The following is a 17922-nucleotide window of genomic DNA, read 5'->3' on the forward strand; positions in this document are numbered from 1 at the left end:
TTTCGGCTCACTCAGCCGCTTCGGCTTCCTCGACATGGCCGTCGAGCTCGATCTCGAGGCCTGAGAGGAACCGTTCCGCATCCAGCGCGGCCATGCAGCCGGTGCCCGCCGCGGTCACCGCCTGGCGATAGGTGTGGTCCATCACGTCGCCGCACGCGAACACGCCGGGGATCTCGGTCCGCGGAGTGCCCGGCTCGACGATCAGGTAGCCGCCATCGTCGGTCGGCAGCTGGCCGGTAAACAGCTCGGTCGCCGGGGCATGGCCGATCGCGACGAAAGCCCCGTCGACTTCCATCGTCGATTCCTCGCCGGTCACGGTGTCCTTGAGGACGAGATGATGCAGCGCGCCGTTATCGCCCGCCTCAAACCGCTCCACCGTCTTGTTCCACATCGGGGTGATCTTGTCGGACTTGAACAGCCGATCCTGCAGGATCTTCTCGCTGCGCAGCTCGTCGCGGCGGTGGATCAGCGTCACGTCGTCCGAATGGTTGGTGAGATACAGCGCTTCCTCGACCGCGGTGTTGCCGCCGCCGATCACCGCGACCTTCTTGCCGCGGTAGAAGAAGCCGTCGCACGTCGCGCAGGCGGACACGCCCTTGCCGCCCAGCTCCTGCTCGCCCGGCACCCCGAGCCACTTGGCCGAAGCGCCGGTCGCGATCACCACGGTGTCGCCGATATACTCGTCGCCACTGTCGCCCACCGCGCGGAACGGCGATCCGTTCTTCAGGTCGATCTCGACGATCGTGTCCCAGTGCATCTTCGTACCGACATGCTCCGCCTGCGCGCGCATCTGTTCCATCAGCCACGGGCCCTGGATCACGTCGGCGAAGCCGGGGTAGTTCTCCACGTCGGTGGTGATGGTCAGCTGGCCGCCGGGCTGCAGGCCCTGAACCATCACCGGCTCGAGCATGGCGCGCGCGCCATAAATGGCCGCGCTATAGCCCGCCGGGCCGGAACCGATGATGAGCATCTTGGTGCGGTGCGTCGCCATGTGCGAAGCTCTCCTGTCCGTCTGAAGTCTTGGGTTGCAAGTATGGGGATCGCGGCCCCCAGAGTCACGCCCGGCTCTTACACGACGAAGCGCTGGTTCAACCGCTCCCGCAGCGCGTCATCCACACCAATCGCCTGTCCAAGGAAGGAGTCGAGCGAACCCCATCCTTCGTCGACGACCTCAACGAAGCGATGGAAATAGGCCTCGCGCACTTCCATCAGTTCCTTCACCGCCGCCCGGTCGAGCGGTCCGCCCAGCCGCGCCTCGATCCCGGGAAGCGATTGCCGCTCGAGAATGTCGTAGGTCGGCGCATCATTGGTGTGGAGGAACTCGGTCAGCATGTCTGCCCGCGACACGCCGAGGATGTGATGCAGCAGCGCCGCCGCGATCCCGGTCCGGTCCTTGCCCGCGAAGCAGTGGACCAGGCTCGCCCCGTCGCGCTGCGCCAGCGCGTTGAGGTACTGCCCGAAGATCGTCTGCATCGCCGCGTTGTGCGGCATGCGGCTATAGACCTTGAGCATGCGGCCATGCGCACTCTCGGCGGTCAGTTTGATCGGCTCATCGGGTTCGTGCGGCGGGCGCGAGCTGGTCTCGCCATCGTAGAACACGACCTCGCCATCCCACATGTCCGGCCGGCGGCACGGATGCCGCTCGCGCTCGGCATTGCCGCGCAGGTCGATCACCGTGCGGATGCCCAAATCGGCGAAGGTCCGCAGGTCCGCCTCGCTCGCCTCGAAATGCTGGCCTGAACGGAACAGCACCCCGGTCTGCACCCGCCCTCCCCCTTGCGTCGGGTAGCCGCCGTAGTCGCGGAAATTGTGGATGCCCTCGGTCGCGTAGAAGGTGGGTGTTTCGGTCATGCCCGATCGGGTGGCAGGAGCCGCGCCGGCGCGCAACCGGTGACGACGAATTGCAAACCGCAACCCTTGCCAAATCGGCGCGATTGCTCGAACCGATGGGGCAAAGGTTGAAGGGATCGAGGAGAGCAGCATGGCAGACTACCAGACCATTCGCGTCGAGCAGGCGGACGGGGTCGTCACCCTGACGCTGAACAAGCCGGACAAGATGAATGCCATGTCGCCCGAAATGGTGAACGAGATGATGTCGGCGTTCGACGCGCTGCCGGGCATGGGAGCGCGCGCACTGCTCATCACCGGCGAAGGCCGCGGCTTCAGCTCGGGCGCGGACCTCAGCGGGCGCAGCCTTGGCGGCGGCGGATCGAGGCCCGGCGACGCCTCGCGCCGGTCGCTGCAGACCAGTTTCAACCCGCTGATGCTCGCGCTCGCAGGGCTCGACATCCCCGTGGTGACGGCCGTCAACGGTGCGGCGGCGGGGATCGGCTGCACGCTGGCGCTCTCGGGCGACCTGATCGTGGCGGGCAAGTCCGCCTATTTCCTGCAGGCCTTCGTCAATATCGGGCTGGTGCCCGATGGCGGCGCGACCTGGGTGTTGCCGAAGGCGGCGGGCATTCCGGCGGCGATGGAAGCAATGCTGCTGGGCGAGCGCATCCCGGCGGACCGCGCCTACGAGCTGGGCATGGTCAACCGCTGCGTCGAGGACGATGCGGTGATGGACGAGGCGCGCGCGCTCGCCGAAAAGCTGGCGAATGGCCCGACCGTGGCGATGGGTCAGATCCGGCGGCTGGTGCGGGGCGCGCAATCGGGCAGCCTGTCCGATGCGATGAATGCCGAGGCCGAAGCCCAGCGGATCGCGGGCAACAGCGAGGATTTCATCGAGGGCGTGACCGCCTTCCTCGGCAAGCGCGAGGCGCAGTTCAAGGGGAAGTAGCGGTCGCTACTCGCCGACGAGCGAGAGGAGCCCGCGCGCCTGTTTCAGGTGCGGGATGTCGATCATCTCGCCATCGAGCTGGAGCGCGCCCGAATTCGGGTTCGCCTCGAACAGCGCGACGATCCTGCGCGCCCTCGCCAGGTCTTCCTCCGAGGGCGTGAACGCCCGGTTGATCGGCCCGATTTGCGCCGGATGGATGCACATCATGCCGCGAAAGCCCAGGGTGCGGGCGGCCTGCGCGGTGCGGTGCATCCGGTCTTCGTCGCGGAAATTGGGGTCGATCGTCTCGATCGGTGCGACGCCGGCCGCACTCGCCCCGGCGAGGCACAGGGTGCGCGCCAGCGCGAAGGGTTCGAGCAAGTCGCCATTCTCTGTCCGGTTCGCCGAGGCCCCGAAGGCGGCGGCGAGGTCTTCCGCGCCCCAGGTCAGCGCGTCGAGGCGGGGCACGCCCGCGTAATCGCCGAGGCGGAAGAGTGCGGGCGCGGTTTCGGTCGCGACGACGATCAAGCGGATCGTCTGCGCCTCGATGCCGGATGCGGCTTCCAGCGCGGTGAGATAGTGGCCCAGCAGCCGCGTTTCGTCCGGGGTCGCCTTGGGCAGCATGATCCCGTCCGGGCGATGCTTCACGATCGCGACGAGGTCGTCGAGCGCATGCGCCGTATCCATGGGATTGACTCGCACCCATAGCGGCTTTGCCCGGCCCTGGCCTGAAAGTGCCTCCGCCACGTGATCGCGCGCGGCTGGCTTGGCGCTTTCGGCGACCGAATCCTCGAGGTCGAGGATGATCAGGTCAGCCTCGGAGTCCAGCGCCTTTTCCAGCTTGCGCGGCGAAGCCCCCGGCACGAAAAGGAGCGAGCGGGCCGCCCACGGGCGGATATCGGCAGAGCGCGCGCTGGCGCTGGCATCGGAAGTCATCATCGCGTCCGCTCTAGCGGCAAGTCGAACCGCTCACCAGAGCAAGCGATCAGGATGTGCTCACACGAGCAAGAGCGGCTTCGATGTCGTGCCGGTCGCGCTCCACCTCGGCGCAGGCCACGGCATGTTCGCACAGCTCCCGTGCCTTTTCCCGCAGGAAAGACACCAGTCCCGAATTCCCGTCGCAAAGCGCGACGATGCGCCCGTAATTGGCGATCATGCGGATCGCGACCGAGGGATAGTCGGCCGCCGCTTGCCGGAAGGCGTCGAGCGGATCGTCGAACAGGCCCCTGAAATCCTGGCCCGGCAGTTCGAAACCGGGGTGAGCGCTGGAAACCGGCATCTGCCCCTCGTCGACCCAGTTCGCTCCATGTCGCAGCATCACCTGGGTCAGTGCATCGGCCGCGGCGAGCGCGGTGTAGAAATCGTTGACCGCGGGCGAGAGTGCCCGCGCAGCAATCTCCACCAGAAGCCGGATCTGGAATACCGATCCCTGGCTGTCGCTCCGGAAAGGCCCGATCGGGATCGACTTGCGCACCTCTTCGGGCGAGGAAAGCTCGCGCTCGAACAGGGCCAGCGGCTCGCCCTCCAGCACGTGCTGCCCAGGCGCGACGCAGATGCGCATCGCCCCCGCATGATCGGCCAGATGCCCGCCGAGATATTCGAGGTCGACGCCTTCGACGTAGCCGTGACGCGGCGCCGCGATCTGTTGCGCGAAATCGCCCGCGAAAGCTTCGCGCCCAACGACCTCGAAGGCGCTGACCGACGCATCTGTCGCCAGCGCGTCGATCGCCTTGTCGACGAACATGGTGCGCCCGAGGTCGTGCAGCGCAACCGCCAGCATCGCCACATTGACGCCGAGGAGCGCGATCGTCAGCGCGACCGTGACCAGCGGCGTCTCGGCTAGGTCGGCCTCGCTGTCGATCGCCGCAAGGGCCAGCACCGCGAAGACGAGGCTGAATGAAAGGCCGCCGATCGACACCCTGACCAGCCGGCGTCCCAGCCAACGATCAATCAGGCGCACGCCCAAATTGCCGGCAGCAATGGTGAGGACGATCAGCGAGATCGAGAAATAGAGCGTGATGAAGGCAGCATCTATTCCGGCGACGATGCCGACCACTTCCTGCGCCGCATCCGAAGTCTGCACTGGCGCGAGGTCGCGATCGAGCAGCCAAGCGGTCGCTCCTGCACGGTCGGCGACGAGCGACAGTGCGATCGCGCACGGCGCCGCGAGCACGGCGCACAGCGCAAGGAACCAGTAGTTCGCCAGCAGGCGGTGGGCGATCCAGCCGGCCAGTCCGGTGGAGGGTCCGATCGATGTTTCTGGCTTGCGCAAGTGGAGGAGTCCCCGCCGGTGTGAGTTCTGATCAAGATCAGAACCGCGCTCGTCCCAAATGGTTCACCCTGCGGCTCTTTATCCGTGGCGATGATGAAGGCGAGTGGCACGACGACCCCGGATCGAGCGCGCCGCGCCGCTTCGAAGCACTGCCCCGCCAAAGACAGGACGCGAAACCGTGCATCTCCTAGAAGACCGCGTGCTCGCCCCGCTCGGCGGTCGCTTCGCTGCGCAGCAGGCGCCGATAGTAATCGAATAATGTTTCGGAGCCCGTCGAAGGCGTCGCATCGGCATCGTAGCGGCCGGTTTCGGGGTCCAGCACGAGCATCGACTCGGTCGCGTAGTAGCGCCCGATGCGCGCGAGTTCGGCCTTGGCGCGCAAGGCAGGTACGAAGCGTCCCGCAGTGGCGAGCGCGAGGATGATCGCGTCGAGCAGCGCAACCGGAACCTGCCTGAAGCGCGGCGTTTGGCCAAGCATCGCGAACAGTTGCTCGCCCTGCATGCGCGGCGTGATCGCCTCTCCCGGGCCGCCGATAGCCAGGATGCGGTTGCGCCGCTCCGGATTGTCGATGCAATCGGCCAGATAGGCGGCGAGGTCATCGTCGCTGATCGGCTTGCAGGCGGTCAAGGTGCCGTCGCCGAACATCACGAACCGCTTGCCCTGCCGGACCCGTTCGACCTGACCCGAGAGCGACTTGAAGAAGGCGGTGGGCCGCACGATCGTATAGTCGATACCGGACTCGATCAGCTTCGTCTCGAACGCCAGCTTCGTCCTCTGAAACTCCAGTTTCGGCTTCTGGACGCAGATCGCGGATAGAAGAATCATGTGCGGTATGCCCGCCGCCTTCGCCTCTTTCAGCGCACCCACATGGGCGTCGTGGTCGATCCGCCAGGCGTCCTCGGGTGCCCCCGTCCGCGATGCGAGGCACGAAAGCACGACGTCGAACCGCTCTCCACGGATGCCGTCGCGCGCAAGCGAAGCCGGGTCCGTGACGTCGCAGAGCCGAAGCTCCGCTCCGTCGAGGTCGGCACCGACGCAAGGATCGGGAGCGCGTCTGACCAGACAGACGACATCGTGCCCGCGCGCGACCAGTACCCGCGCCGTCGCGCGCCCGATCGTGCCCGTCCCTCCCAGGACGAGTATGCGGCGCGGTGCTCGATCGGTCATCATCGCAACAGATTAGGTGACATCGCGACCAGGCGCGAGGGATAGCTCCGACAGCCCCAATTCAGGCTGCGAAATATTTCGCAAGCCATGGCGGCATTAATAGCGTATAGGCGCCGCAACCTCGCCGAGCGGACAGCGTTCGTCGATTCCCCCGTTCCGCACAGCTGATGACCAAGTCCAGCCGCCTGGGTCGCCCAGCGCGCGTGCATTGCTTCCCAAGGTTCCGACATGAATTTTTCCGACCTCCCTGACACCCTGCAGACCGCGCTCACCGAACGCGGCTATTCCGAGCCGACCGATGTGCAGGCAGCCGTCCTCGAACCCGAAGCGAATGGCCGCGATCTCGTGGTCTCGGCGCAGACAGGCTCGGGCAAGACGGTTGCCTTCGGCCTGGCCGTCGCGCGCCAGCTGCTCGACGATAACGGCAAGGTCCCCTTCGCCATTGCCCCGCTCGCGCTGGTCATCACCCCCACCCGCGAACTCGCGCTGCAGGTCAGCCGCGAGCTTACCTGGCTCTACGCCCCGGCGGGCGGACGCGTCGCGACCTGCGTTGGTGGGATGAACCCCTCGGCCGAGCGCAAGACGCTTCGCTCGGGTGCGACCATCGTGGTCGGCACCCCGGGCCGCCTGCGCGATCATCTGGAGCGCGGTGCGCTGGACCTGTCGGCGCTCAAGGCCGTGACGCTCGACGAAGCGGACGAGATGCTCGACATGGGTTTCCGCGAAGAGCTGGAGACGATCCTCGACGCGACGCCGGAAGGCCGCCGGACGCTGCTGTTCTCCGCCACGATGCCCAAGCCGATCGAGGCGCTGGCCCGTCGCTATCAGAGCAACGCGCTGCGCATCTCCACCGTCAGCGCCGATCGCGGCCATGGCGACATTTCCTACGAAGCGGTCGTCGTCTCTCCGCCCGAGGTGGAAAACGCGGTCGTCAACCTGCTGCGCTTTCACGAGGCCGAAACCGCGATCCTGTTCTGCGGGACGCGCGAAAAGGTCCGCCATCTTCATGCGACCTTGCAGGAACGCGGCTTTGCGGTCGTCTCGCTCTCGGGCGAGAACTCGCAGTCGGAGCGCAACCAGGCGCTGCAGGCACTGCGCGATCGGCGTGCGCGCGTGTGCGTCGCCACCGATGTCGCGGCGCGCGGGATCGACCTGCCCACGCTGAGCCTGGTGGTCCATGTCGAGATTCCGCGCGACGCGGAGACGCTGCAGCACCGCTCGGGCCGCACGGGCCGCGCGGGCCGCAAGGGCACCGCCGTCCTGGTAGTCCCCTTCTCGCGCCGCCGCCGGGTGGAGCAGATGCTGCGCAATGCGAAGATCGACGCCAAGTGGACCGATGCGCCCGACCGCGAGGCGATCAGGGCCAAGGATCGCGATCGGTTGATGCAGACCCTGCTGACCGCGGTCGAGCCCGACGAAGGCGACAGCGATCTGGTCGATGCGCTGCTCGCGCAGCGCACTCCGCGCGAGCTCGCGAGCATGCTGGTGGCCTCACACCGCGCCAAGATGCCCGAGCCCGAGGATCTGATCGCGAATACGCCCGAGGCGCGCCGCAATGCAAAGGCGGAGAAGCACCGCCCCGGGTTCGAGGACACGGTCTGGTTCAAGATGGACATCGGTCGCCGCCGCAATGCCGACCCGCGCTGGATCCTGCCGCTGCTGTGCCGCCGCGGGCACATTACCCGCAACGAAGTCGGTGCCATCCGGATCGGCCCGGACGAGACCTATTTCCAGATTCCGCGCGCGATAGCGGACAAGTTCTCCGCCGCGCTGGCCCGTACTGCGGGTGACGGCAATGATGGCGACGAAGTCCGCATCGAAGCCTCGGCCACCGCGCCGCGCGATGCGGCGCGCGCCAATCGCAAGAGCCCGCCTCCGGGTCGCCGCGACGGCAGGCCCAAGCCCCACCGCAAGAACAATGACGCAGGCGCCAGGCCCGGCCCGAAAGGCAAGGGACCCCCGAAGAAAGCGAAAAACAAGCACGACTAGTCGCGGAAGGGGCCTCGATTGCGCCGCCCTCCGGCCTGGATCTGCGCGGGGGCGTCGGTGTCGCTTGCACTGCGGTGAACGCGCTCTAGGTTGCGCGGCGCACTCAGGCAGCAGGATCCAGGCATGAAATCGACGCTTCTTCTCCTCACGACCGCCCTTCTTTCGAGCACCGCGCTGGCGCAGGCACCCGCGCCGCAAAGTCAGCCCGATCCGGTCGAGGAGACCGAAGCGACCGAGGACGAGAATCTGCGTCCGCTCACCGGGCAGGACACGTTGCCCGAACAGTCGCCCGAGGACGGTCCTACGGGAGAGTCGATCGCCGCCGAAGATGACGAGGAAGATTGGGACGTCAACGCTCCGCCGGGGGTGCCGATCACGCAGGTGCCGATCCGCACCAGCGAAGGCACCTGGGTCGATGTCGACGTGTCCCCCGACGGGCGTCTGGTTGCCTTCAATGTGCTGGGCGATATCTACACGATCCCGATCGACGGCGGGACGCCGACCCGGATTGCGGAAGGCCTCGCCTGGGAGGTCCAGCCGAGGTTCTCCCCCGATGGCACGCGGATCGCGTTCACGTCGGATCGCGGCGGCGGCGACAATATCTGGATCATGAATGTCGACGGATCGGACAAGCGCCAGCTGACGAAGGAGGATTTCCGCCTCGTCCATCAGCCGACCTGGTCGCCCGACGGACAGTTCATCGCCGCCAAGAAGCACTTCACGACCGGGCGTTCGCTCGGCACTGGCGAGGTCTGGCTCTACCATGTCTCGGGCGGAAGCGGCGTTGCGCTGGTCGAACGCCCCAATCCGCAGCACCAGAAAGAGCTCGGCGAGCCGATCTACGCGCCCGACGGCAACGCGATCTACTACACGCGCAACGTCACGCCCGGCCCGATCTTCGAATATGCGCAGGATTCGAACACCGAGCTGTTCAATATCGAACGCTACGATCTCACGAGCGGTGAAACGACCACCGCGGTCGGCGGTCTGGGCGGCGCGGTTCGCCCCACCCCCTCGCCCGATGGCACCAAGATCGCCTTCGTCCGTCGCGAGAACACGCGCTCGAAGCTCTATGTGCGCGACCTCGAAAGCGGCGCGGAGCGCAAGATCTACGACGATCTCGATCAGGACGTGCAGGAGACCTGGGCGGTCACGGGTGTCTATCCCAACATGGACTGGACGCCGGACAGCCAGTCGATCGTGTTCTGGGCCGGCGGAAAGATCTGGCGCGTCGATGCGGACGGATCGAACGCGCGCGAGATTCCCTTCGCGATCGACGATACGCGCGGCCTCGCCGACGCGCCCCACCCGGTCATCCCCGTCCAGCAAGCCAGCGTCGAAGTGACCATGCCGCGCTTCGCGGAGGTCTCCCCCGACGGCCGCACGGTCGTTTTCGAAAGCCTGGGGCGTCTCTACACCATGCCCGCCGGCGGCGGGACCATGCGCCGCCTGACGAGCTCGCAGGACGGCATGGAGCTCTACCCCAGCTGGTCGCGCGACGGATCGCGCATTGCCTTCGTGCGCTGGACCGACGACGGCCTCGGCCAGATCCGCACGGTGGGAGCGAACGGCCGGGGCGAGCGTGCGGTCACCGACAGGCCGGGCCATTACGCCCGCCCGGAATTCTCGCCCGACGGATCGACCATCGTGTTCGAACGCGGCACGGGCGGCTACCTGACCGCGCCGGAATACAGCGACAATCCCGGTGTCTACCGCGTCGCCGCCAGTGGCGGAGCGCAGACGCTGGTCAGCCGGTCGGGATCGAACCCGCATTTCGGTGCGGCAAGCGACCGCATCTTCATGACCGCGTCACAGGACGGCTCCCAGCAGCTCGTCTCCGTCGACCTCAACGGCGAGGCGCGACGGGTCCATGCAAGCGGCGAGCTGGTGACCGGTTATGCCGTTTCGCCCTCGGGCAAGTTCTTCGCCTTCACCGAGAACTTCGACGCCTTCGCCATGCCGCTGATGCCGGGCGGGCAGTCGGTGACCATTTCGGCCGGGGCGAAGAATCTGCCGGTGGTCGAACTGTCGGATTCGGCGGCGGACTACGTCCACTGGTCGAGCGGGGGCGAGCGGGTTCACTGGTCGCTCGGGCCCACACTCTATACCGCCACGCTGGGAGCACTCTTCCCGTCGGCCCCGCCAGCCGAGGGTGAGGACCGTCCGGCCTATCAGCCTCCGCAGACGGGCGTTTCGATGCTAAGAACGGAACCCGCCGCAATCGCCACGGGCAGTCTCGCGATCACCGGCGCGAAAGTCGTGACGATGGCCGACGATGATGGCGGGATCGTCGAGAACGCGACGATCCTGGTCCAGGACGGCCGCATCGCCGCCATCGGGCCGACCGCCGCGATGACCTACCCGGCGGGCACGCCCACGATCGACGCGAGGGGCAAGACGATCCTGCCCGGCTTTATCGATGCCCACGCGCACGGCCCCACGGGCGATGGCGAACTGGTGCCGGAGCAGAACTGGAGCCTTATCCAGAATCTGGCGCTGGGTACGACGACGATCCATGATCCTTCGAGCGGATCGACCTTCTTCGTCGCCGAAGATCTGCAGCGCACCGGTCGCCTGCTGGCCCCGCGCCTCTTCAGCACGGGACGGATCATCTACGGCGCGCGTGCGCCCGGCGCCTACGCACAGATCGACACGCTGGAGGACGCGCTCGACCATGTCCGTCGCCTGAAGGCGGAAGGTGCGCCCAGCGTGAAGAACTACAACCAGCCACGGCGCGAACAGCGCCAGATGGTGGTCGAGGCCGCGCGGCGGGAGAACATGCTCGTCGTGGCCGAAGGCGGCTCGCTCTTCGGCATGGACCTGAACCTCATCGCCGACGGCAACTCGACGCTGGAGCACAACATCCCCGTCATGCGCATCTACGACGATGTGCTGCAGTTCTTCGGCCAGTCGGACACCAATTACACCCCCACGCTGGTGGTCGGTTACGGCGGGCTGGCAGGCGATCCCTACTGGCGTCAGGCGACCGACGTGTTCGCGCAGCCGCTGCTCCAGGCCCATACGCCGCCAGCAATCCTGCGCGCGGGCAATGCCCGGCGCACGACCGCACCCGAAGGCGATTTCATCGACGACGATGTTGCGCGCGAGGCGAAGCGGATCGCCGATACTGGCGTACTCGTCTCGATCGGGGCGCATGGCCAGCAGGCCGGGATCGGCACCCACTGGGAGATTTGGTCCTTCGTGCGCGGCGGGATGAGCGAGCTGGAAGCGCTGCAGGCGGCGACCATCGTGCCCGCAAAGTCGCTCGGCATGGACCGCGAGATCGGCTCGCTCGAACCGGGCAAGCTCGCCGATCTGGTCATTCTCGATGGCGATCCGCTGGAAAATATCCGCAACACCGAACGCGTCGATACTGTGGTGCTGGGCGGACGCGCCTATGATGCGGCCACCATGAACGAGATCGTGACGGGCGACGCCCAGCGCGCACCCTACTGGTGGGAATAGCGAGAGACATGTGCCGGGGGCGCGGAGCCATACGCCGCGCCCTCGCCGCCAAGTCAGCCTAGAACGCGACGGTCACCGATCCTCCGAAGGTCCGCGGGTCGGAGCGGAAGGTGTTGTAACCAATGAAGCCGTAGCCCGAGACCGCGTAATCGCGATTCGTGAGGTTGCGGCCCCAGATGCTCACCTCGATCCCGGATCGCTCGAACGCGAGGCTGGCCCGGCTTGAAAGCGTGAGCACATCGCCCTGGCTGCGTTCCGCCAAGCCCGATGGGTCGAGATAGAAGCGGCTGCGGAAGTTGGCATTCGTGCTGAGTGCAAGCGCGACGTCACGGCTGACCCGCGTTTGATAGCGCACCCGGGCATTGGCCGAGAGATCCGGTGCGAAGGGAAGCGGCTGGCCGTCGTACAGGTCCGCATTGCCGCCGATGGCGCTCTCCTGCCGGATGCGCGCGCGGTTCCAGACCCCTCCGAGCTCGAGATCGAGGCCTCTGACGGGCGTCCAGCCCAGCTGCGCCTCGAGACCGTAGGACCGCGCGGCATCGAGGTTGGAGAGCGAGTTGGAGACGATGGTCGAACCGTCGGGCAGAGCGAACTCGACGAAGATCCTCGCCTGCGGATCCTGATAATCGCTGTGGAAGCCCGCGAACGAATAGCGCAGCGTGGCCGCCTTGCCCTTCACCCCGGCCTCGATCGTCGTGACGGTCTCCGCGGCGAAAAGCCCCTCGTCGGCGTAATGCAGCGCGTTGTTCGCGATTTCGCCATTGAAGCCGCCCGACTTGTAGCCATTGGCGATCGAGACGTAGGCGTTTGCGCCGCCAAGATCGTAGCTCAGCGCCGCATTGCCGCTCAGCCGGGTCGTCTCGATGACATTGCTACCCTTCGCGGGGCCCAGGCCATCGCGATCGTTGAAGGCACGCACCCCGTCGCGGAAGATGTGCACGCCCTCGCCCTGCCCGCGAATATCCTCGTAGGTCAGGCGCAGCCCGGCGGTAAGCGTCAGCCGCTCCGCCAGTTCGAGCGTGTTGTAGGTGAACGCGGCGAGCGACACGCGCTCCTGCGCAATATCTGTCACCAGCGTCGCAGCGGGCGCATCGCTCGCCGGGGTGGGCCCTACCCGTCCGGGGGCGCCGACGTAGTTGCACGAGCCGACCACCGTCTGCGGATCGAGCTCGCCGCACCAGATCGTGTAGCGCTGGCTGAAATCCTCCAGCGAAGCCGCGACACCCAGCAGCACCGACCCGCCGGTAAACTGCCGGCTCAGCCGCGCTTCCTCTGAGAACTGGGCGAAGTCGCGCGCATAGGAGAGATTGGCGTTCGACGAGGGATCGCCGAAAGGCGCTGCGGTACCGTCGAAATCGAACCCGTAGTTCTGGCGATAGCCTTCGAATGCGGTGAGCGAGAACAGCTCCCACTCACCCAGCGGCAGCGTCGTTTCGGCCGAGACGCCGTAGAAGGCGTTGTCGCTGTCCTGCACGCCGTCGCCAGCCGACTCGATCTTGTGCTTGCCCAGATCGAGCGAGGAGTTGCGCGGCATCGGGTTGATGCCCTTGTCCTGCTCGTAATGGCCGCGCAGCAGCATGCTGGCCCCGGCCCGGTCGAGCAGTGCCGAAAGGCGCAGGCCGAACTCGTCGGTCTCACCGCCCGCCTCGGCGGGGCCTGCGACATTCTCCAACACTGGCGAACGGCTGACATAGGTGGTCGCAAGGCGCGCATACGCTCCATCCGCGATGCGACCGCCGACAGCCGCATCGACATCGATGCGGTCGAAATTGCCATAGCCCAGCCGCGCGTAATTAGCGTCCTCGGCATCGGGTCTCCGGGTGATGAAGTTGACGGCACCTGCCGACGCATTGCGCCCATACAGCGTCCCTTGCGGACCCTTGAGCACCTCCACCCGCGCCAGGTCGTAGAGCAGCGCGCTGGTCTGCACGTTGGTCGCCTTGAAAACGCCGTCGGCGTAGACGGCAGCGGCGGTCGGCGTCAGCGCCTGATGGTCGACCGCGCCGATACCGCGGATCTGGAACGCGACCTGTGTGCCGTTCGCGACCGCCGCTTCGACCCCGGGCAGCAGTTCGGCAAGGTCTTCGGCGCCGGTAAAGCCCTGCGCCTGATCGAGCGCGTCTTCATCGAGCAGCAGGACCGATCCGGGAACACGCTCGATCGGGAGCGGCTGCCGCGTGGCCGTGACGACGATGACCTCGTCGTCTGCGGGCACCTGTCCGACTGCCCCCTGCGCGATAGCCGTGCCGGGGATCGCGCAAGCGGCCAGCGAGATGACCGCGCAACCGGAGGATTTCATTCAGGATCTCATCGATGGAAACGCGCCGGGCAGGTGACGCCCGGGCGCACTAGGCGCTGACTTCGGGCGGCGGAATATCGCGCTGCCAGTTCTCCACACCCGCCCTTAGAGCGATGCGCCATGCCCTTCGTTCGTAGCAGCACCGGGAGGGATTATCGGGACGGCCACAAAACCGCCCCTCAGGGCCTCACTTGCGTTTCCGGGAAGACGAGCCGGTCGTCATCAGGTCGGGCTTTGGCGGCGGCTTCCACTCCGGCGGAGGAACCGGGCGCTGTCTGCTCGTGCCGAGGCCCATCGCGCCGGGCCGCTGGCGGACCAGACCCGAAGTGTCGGCCCCTGCGGCGTCCGCGGCATCGGCCCCGCCCCGCAGGAGATTGATCTGATCACGAAGTCGCCGCGCCTCCTCGAAATCGAGCGCATTCGCGGCGGCTTCCATTTCGCGCTGCAGGTCTTCCATCGTCTTGTCCATCACCCTTCAACGCATCGGTCCGGGTTTCGGTGCCAGCGCGTCGGGGCAGGATGCGCTGGCGATCGGATCGGATGCCGCCATGCTGTGTCATCCAATAACCGGACGCGAAAATGGTAGCGGAGGAGGGACTCGAACCCCCGACACGCGGATTATGATTCCGCTGCTCTAACCACCTGAGCTACTCCGCCCCAAGTCTTGCCACGCAGATGCGCGACACAGGGCCTGCCGGAGCGGTTGCTCGACGGCAGGCGGCGCTCTTAGGGCGCGCGCTCGTGGCGGTCAAGCCGCCACTTCACACACCGTCAGGCGCGCGCCTTGCCCCGAAAATTCACGTCGTCCACTAAGCCCCAAGGACCGCCTTCGTAGCGGTGGATGCCAAGCCCGCGAAAGCGGAACGGGCGCTCGCTTACCTGAGGCGCGAGCTGCGCTTGCAGCGCCTTCGCCTCGGCCTTCGAAACCTTGTTCTGAACCGTCACATGGAGCCGCTTGCCGCCCGAATCCTGCTCGGTCAGCATGCCGTGGAAATGTTCGGCGATCATCGCGCGAAGCCGCAGTATGCCATCGCTCTCGATCCGGATCGCGGTTCCGCCGCCCAGCGACATGACGCCCGTGATCCTCGCATCGACGGGCGCAAACTCCTTGGCGAGCTGGCGCACCTGCGCAATGACCTCGGCCTCGCAAAAGCCGGGCAGTGCATGGAACAGCGTGACGTGTGCGGCCAGATAATTGCGTTCCGGCGGGAAATGCGCGTTGCGAAGACCCGTGGCCCAACCCTGAAGGTCATCCGGAAGCTGCGCCGTCAGGATCAGCGGTGAATCGCCCATCCGGCGTCGCTACATCTCGCCGCGTTCGCGGCGCAGCTTGTACCACTCGGCCACGTTCTCGTTATGCTCGGCCAGAGTCTCGGCGAACACATGCCCGCCCGTGCCGTCGGCCACCATGTACAGGGCTTCGGTCTCTTCCGGGTTGAGCACCGCCGCGATCGCTTCGCGACCCGGATTGGTGATCGGCCCTTCGGGCAGCCCGGTGCGGGTATAGGTGTTGTAGCCGTTCACCGCCGCGATTTCGGACTGGCGGATGCGGCGCCCCAGCGGTTTGCCCTTCGTGATCGGATAGATGATGGTCGGGTCGGCCTGCAGCAGCATGCCTTCCTTGACCCTGTTCGAATAGAGCCCTGCGACCATCCGGCGTTCGCGGGCCACGCCGGTTTCCTTCTCGACGATCGAGGCCAGCGTGACCGCTTCCTCGATCGAATCGACCGCGATGTCGTCGCCGCGGCGTGGCCAGGCTTCGGCAAGGTAGTTGCGCATGGCCGCCTGCATCCGCGCGAGCACCGCCGCGCGGTCCTCCCCCCGTTCGAAGGAATAGGTATCGGGCAGCACGCTGCCTTCCTTCGGCACGGGGATTTCGCCGGTCAGGAGGTCTTCGGCCATCAGCGTCTCGAACACGAGGATCGACGGCATGCCTTCGGGAATGGTGACGAAACGCCGAATCACCTCGCCATGCTGGAGCGTGTCGAGGATCGCCGCCGGGCTGGAGCCACCTTCGATGAGGAACTCCCCGGCCTTGATCGGATCGCCGCTGCCCAGCAGCTTGGCGCGTAGCAGGAAGGCCTCCTGCTCGCCGATCAGCCCCTCTTGCTCAAGATCGCCCGCGACCGATGTCAGCGTCGAGCCAGAGCGAACGATGAAGGATGTCTCCTCCTCCGAAGGGCCGGGGCCATACCACCCCCAGGCGAACCAGCCGCCCGCCACCGCAACAGCTATCAGCAACAGGGCGGCGAGCGCGCGGATCATCAGTCGGGCTTCTTCATCACAAGGCTGGCATTGGTGCCGCCGAAGCCGAAGCTGTTGTTGAGCACGGCCTTCACTTCGCGCTTTTTCGCGGTGTGCGGCACGAGGTCGACACCTTCTGTGCCGTCGTCCGGATCGTCGAGGTTGAGCGTGGGCGGCACGATCTGGTCGCGCATCGCGAGGATGCAGAAGATGCTCTCGACAGCGCCTGCACCGCCGAGGAGGTGGCCAATGGCGGACTTGGTGCTCGACATGGACGCACCGCCCAGATCGTCGCCGAATACGCGCTTGGCCGCGGCGAGTTCGATCGTGTCGGCCATGGTCGAGGTGCCATGGGCGTTGATGTAGTCGATATCGGAAGGTTCGAGCCCGGCCTTGCGCAGCGCCATCCGCATTGAGAGTTCCGCCCCCTTGCCTTCCGGATGCGGGGCCGTGACGTGGTAGGCATCGCCCGACAGGCCGTAGCCGACCACTTCGGCGTAGATTTTCGCACCGCGCGCCTTGGCGTGCTCGTATTCCTCGAGCACCACAACGCCCGCGCCCTCGCCCAGCACGAAGCCTTCGCGATTGCGATCATAGGGGCGGCTCGCCTGCTCGGGACGGTCGTTGTAACCGGTGTTGAGCGCGCGTGCCTGCGCGAAGCCGGCAATGCCGAGCGGGTTGATGGTCGATTCCGCACCGCCCGCCAGCATGATGTCGGCATCGTCGTCGCGGATCATCCGCGCGGCGTCACCGATCGAGTGCGCACCGGTAGAACAGGCGGTGACCACGGCGTGGTTAGGGCCCATCAGGCCGTAGCGGATAGAGACCTGGCCGCTGATGAGGTTGATAATGCGTCCGTGGACGAAGTGCGGGCTGACCCGGCCCGGCCCACGCTCGTGCAGGTTGACCGATTCAGATTCGATCCCCGGAAGGCCGCCGATGCCCGCGCCGATCGAGACCCCGGTGCGCTCCTTGGTCGCCTGGTCCATCTCGGTAAGGCCCGCATCTTCCATCGCCTGCCCTGCCGCATCGAGTCCGTAGACGATGAAGGGGTCGACCTGACGCTGGATCTTGGGATCGACGCGCTTGTCGGGGTCGAAGCCCCACTCGTGATCCTTGCCCTTCACCTCGCAGGCGATGGTCGCCTTCTGGTTGGACGCATCGAAGCGGGTAATCGGCCCCGCTCCGCTCTTGCCTGCAATGAGGTTTTCCCAAGAGGTCTCGACATTACCGCCCAGCGGGGTGACGAGGCCAAGTCCGGTTACGACGACGCGGCGCATTCACTTCTCCATAAACGAAATCAGGCCCGGCCCGCTGTCCGGGTCGGGCCTGTAAGATCGGGCGACGTTGATCGCCGCCAGAGCGGATCGGGCTTAGCCCTTGTGCTCTTCGATATATTTGGTCGCATCGCCGACAGTGCTGATCTTTTCAGCCGCATCGTCGGGGATTTCGACACCGAATTCTTCTTCGAACGCCATCACGAGTTCGACGATATCGAGGCTGTCCGCGCCCAGATCGTCGATGAAGCTGGCATCCTGCGTGACCTTGTCGGCTTCCACGCCCAGGTGTTCTACGACAATCTTTTGTACGCGGTCGGCAGTATCGCTCATTACCTATGCCCTCTCGACATCTTGCTGTTGCTAATCGCTGAACGCCCTATCCAAGCGGTTGATCCCGCGCAAGGGGGGTAGGACGCGCAGTTTCACAAAGCCTGTCGACCAATGGGC

The 17922-nt window shown here is 66.3% G+C and carries 14 protein-coding genes and 1 tRNA gene; 3 read left to right on the top strand and 12 right to left on the bottom strand.

Annotated elements, in window-relative coordinates:
• Window positions 1-7 precede the first annotated feature (7 nt).
• Window positions 8-991, bottom strand: a complete 984-nt coding sequence (gene trxB, locus DL238_RS12040) for a thioredoxin-disulfide reductase (protein WP_115492488.1) — start codon at window positions 989-991, stop codon at window positions 8-10.
• Window positions 992-1068: 77 nt separating this feature from the next.
• The gene (locus tag DL238_RS12045) at window positions 1069-1851 is read right to left on the bottom strand and encodes a tyrosine-protein phosphatase (protein ID WP_115492489.1); all 783 of its coding nucleotides are present in this window, start codon (window positions 1849-1851) and stop codon (window positions 1069-1071) included.
• Window positions 1852-1981: 130 nt separating this feature from the next.
• On the opposite strand from DL238_RS12045, the gene DL238_RS12050 reads away from it, so the two are divergent.
• Window positions 1982-2779, top strand: coding sequence for an enoyl-CoA hydratase-related protein (locus DL238_RS12050; protein ID WP_115492490.1), 798 nt, complete (start codon window positions 1982-1984; stop codon window positions 2777-2779).
• Window positions 2780-2785: 6 nt separating this feature from the next.
• Here the strand turns inward: DL238_RS12050 and DL238_RS12055 are convergent, their stop codons facing one another.
• The 3 genes from DL238_RS12055 to DL238_RS12065 form a co-directional block, all read right to left on the bottom strand.
• A complete protein-coding gene (locus tag DL238_RS12055) occupies window positions 2786-3697 on the bottom strand; it encodes an HpcH/HpaI aldolase/citrate lyase family protein (protein WP_407640846.1) in 912 nt (303 codons plus the stop codon).
• A gap of 46 nt (window positions 3698-3743) precedes the next feature.
• Window positions 3744-5030, bottom strand: coding sequence for a DUF2254 family protein (locus DL238_RS12060; RefSeq protein WP_181883904.1), 1287 nt, complete (start codon window positions 5028-5030; stop codon window positions 3744-3746).
• Window positions 5031-5217: 187 nt separating this feature from the next.
• Complete coding sequence (locus DL238_RS12065; RefSeq protein ID WP_234031060.1) at window positions 5218-6201, bottom strand: NAD(P)H-binding protein; 984 nt, start codon at window positions 6199-6201, stop codon at window positions 5218-5220.
• Between the two features lie 225 nt (window positions 6202-6426).
• Between DL238_RS12065 and DL238_RS12070 the strand changes: the two genes are divergently transcribed.
• Together DL238_RS12070 and DL238_RS12075 are read left to right on the top strand one after the other, a co-directional pair.
• Window positions 6427-8187, top strand: a complete 1761-nt coding sequence (locus DL238_RS12070; RefSeq protein WP_115492493.1) for a DEAD/DEAH box helicase — start codon at window positions 6427-6429, stop codon at window positions 8185-8187.
• A 123-nt stretch (window positions 8188-8310) separates the two neighbouring features.
• On the top strand, window positions 8311-11652 hold the full coding sequence (locus DL238_RS12075) for an amidohydrolase family protein (protein ID WP_115492494.1): 3342 nt from the start codon (window positions 8311-8313) through the stop codon (window positions 11650-11652).
• Between the two features lie 58 nt (window positions 11653-11710).
• On the opposite strand, the gene DL238_RS12080 is transcribed toward DL238_RS12075, so the two are convergent.
• From DL238_RS12080 to DL238_RS12110, 7 genes are all read right to left on the bottom strand, one after another.
• Window positions 11711-13951: a TonB-dependent receptor gene (locus DL238_RS12080; protein ID WP_115492495.1), complete on the bottom strand. Its 2241-nt coding sequence runs from the start codon at window positions 13949-13951 to the stop codon at window positions 11711-11713.
• Window positions 13952-14138: 187 nt separating this feature from the next.
• Complete coding sequence (locus DL238_RS12085) at window positions 14139-14420, bottom strand: UvrB/UvrC motif-containing protein (protein ID WP_115492496.1); 282 nt, start codon at window positions 14418-14420, stop codon at window positions 14139-14141.
• A gap of 111 nt (window positions 14421-14531) precedes the next feature.
• Window positions 14532-14608 (bottom strand) — tRNA-Met (locus tag DL238_RS12090).
• A gap of 114 nt (window positions 14609-14722) precedes the next feature.
• On the bottom strand, window positions 14723-15244 hold the full coding sequence (locus tag DL238_RS12095) for a 2'-5' RNA ligase family protein (RefSeq protein ID WP_115492497.1): 522 nt from the start codon (window positions 15242-15244) through the stop codon (window positions 14723-14725).
• Between the two features lie 9 nt (window positions 15245-15253).
• Window positions 15254-16216, bottom strand: coding sequence for an endolytic transglycosylase MltG (gene mltG, locus DL238_RS12100; RefSeq protein WP_115492498.1), 963 nt, complete (start codon window positions 16214-16216; stop codon window positions 15254-15256).
• Window positions 16216-17475, bottom strand: a complete 1260-nt coding sequence (gene fabF, locus DL238_RS12105; protein WP_115492499.1) for a beta-ketoacyl-ACP synthase II — start codon at window positions 17473-17475, stop codon at window positions 16216-16218. The genes mltG and fabF overlap by 1 nt, the downstream gene beginning before the upstream one ends.
• Before the next feature lie 93 nt (window positions 17476-17568).
• Entirely contained in the window at window positions 17569-17805 is a 237-nt protein-coding gene (locus tag DL238_RS12110) for an acyl carrier protein (RefSeq protein ID WP_010412439.1), read from the bottom strand.
• Window positions 17806-17922 lie beyond the last annotated feature (117 nt).

The sequence above is a fragment of the Alteriqipengyuania lutimaris genome (assembly GCF_003363135.1).
GTDB classification, from domain to species: domain Bacteria; phylum Pseudomonadota; class Alphaproteobacteria; order Sphingomonadales; family Sphingomonadaceae; genus Alteriqipengyuania; species Alteriqipengyuania lutimaris.

Excerpts from the sequence above, each read along its gene's own strand:
- fabF (WP_115492499.1), bottom strand. The coding sequence starts at position 17,475 with ATGCGCCGCGTCGTCGTAACCGGACTTGGCCTCGTCACCCCGCTGGGC.
- DL238_RS12045 (WP_115492489.1), bottom strand. The coding sequence starts at position 1,851 with ATGACCGAAACACCCACCTTCTACGCGACCGAGGGCATCCACAATTTC.
- DL238_RS12065 (WP_234031060.1), bottom strand. The coding sequence starts at position 6,201 with ATGATGACCGATCGAGCACCGCGCCGCATACTCGTCCTGGGAGGGACG.
- DL238_RS12110 (WP_010412439.1), bottom strand. The coding sequence starts at position 17,805 with ATGAGCGATACTGCCGACCGCGTACAAAAGATTGTCGTAGAACACCTG.
- mltG (WP_115492498.1), bottom strand. The coding sequence starts at position 16,216 with ATGATCCGCGCGCTCGCCGCCCTGTTGCTGATAGCTGTTGCGGTGGCG.
- DL238_RS12095 (WP_115492497.1), bottom strand. The coding sequence starts at position 15,244 with ATGGGCGATTCACCGCTGATCCTGACGGCGCAGCTTCCGGATGACCTT.
- DL238_RS12085 (WP_115492496.1), bottom strand. The coding sequence starts at position 14,420 with ATGGACAAGACGATGGAAGACCTGCAGCGCGAAATGGAAGCCGCCGCG.
- DL238_RS12050 (WP_115492490.1), top strand. The coding sequence starts at position 1,982 with ATGGCAGACTACCAGACCATTCGCGTCGAGCAGGCGGACGGGGTCGTC.
- DL238_RS12055 (WP_407640846.1), bottom strand. The coding sequence starts at position 3,697 with ATGATGACTTCCGATGCCAGCGCCAGCGCGCGCTCTGCCGATATCCGC.
- DL238_RS12080 (WP_115492495.1), bottom strand. The coding sequence starts at position 13,951 with ATGAAATCCTCCGGTTGCGCGGTCATCTCGCTGGCCGCTTGCGCGATC.
- DL238_RS12075 (WP_115492494.1), top strand. The coding sequence starts at position 8,311 with ATGAAATCGACGCTTCTTCTCCTCACGACCGCCCTTCTTTCGAGCACC.
- trxB (WP_115492488.1), bottom strand. The coding sequence starts at position 991 with ATGGCGACGCACCGCACCAAGATGCTCATCATCGGTTCCGGCCCGGCG.
- DL238_RS12070 (WP_115492493.1), top strand. The coding sequence starts at position 6,427 with ATGAATTTTTCCGACCTCCCTGACACCCTGCAGACCGCGCTCACCGAA.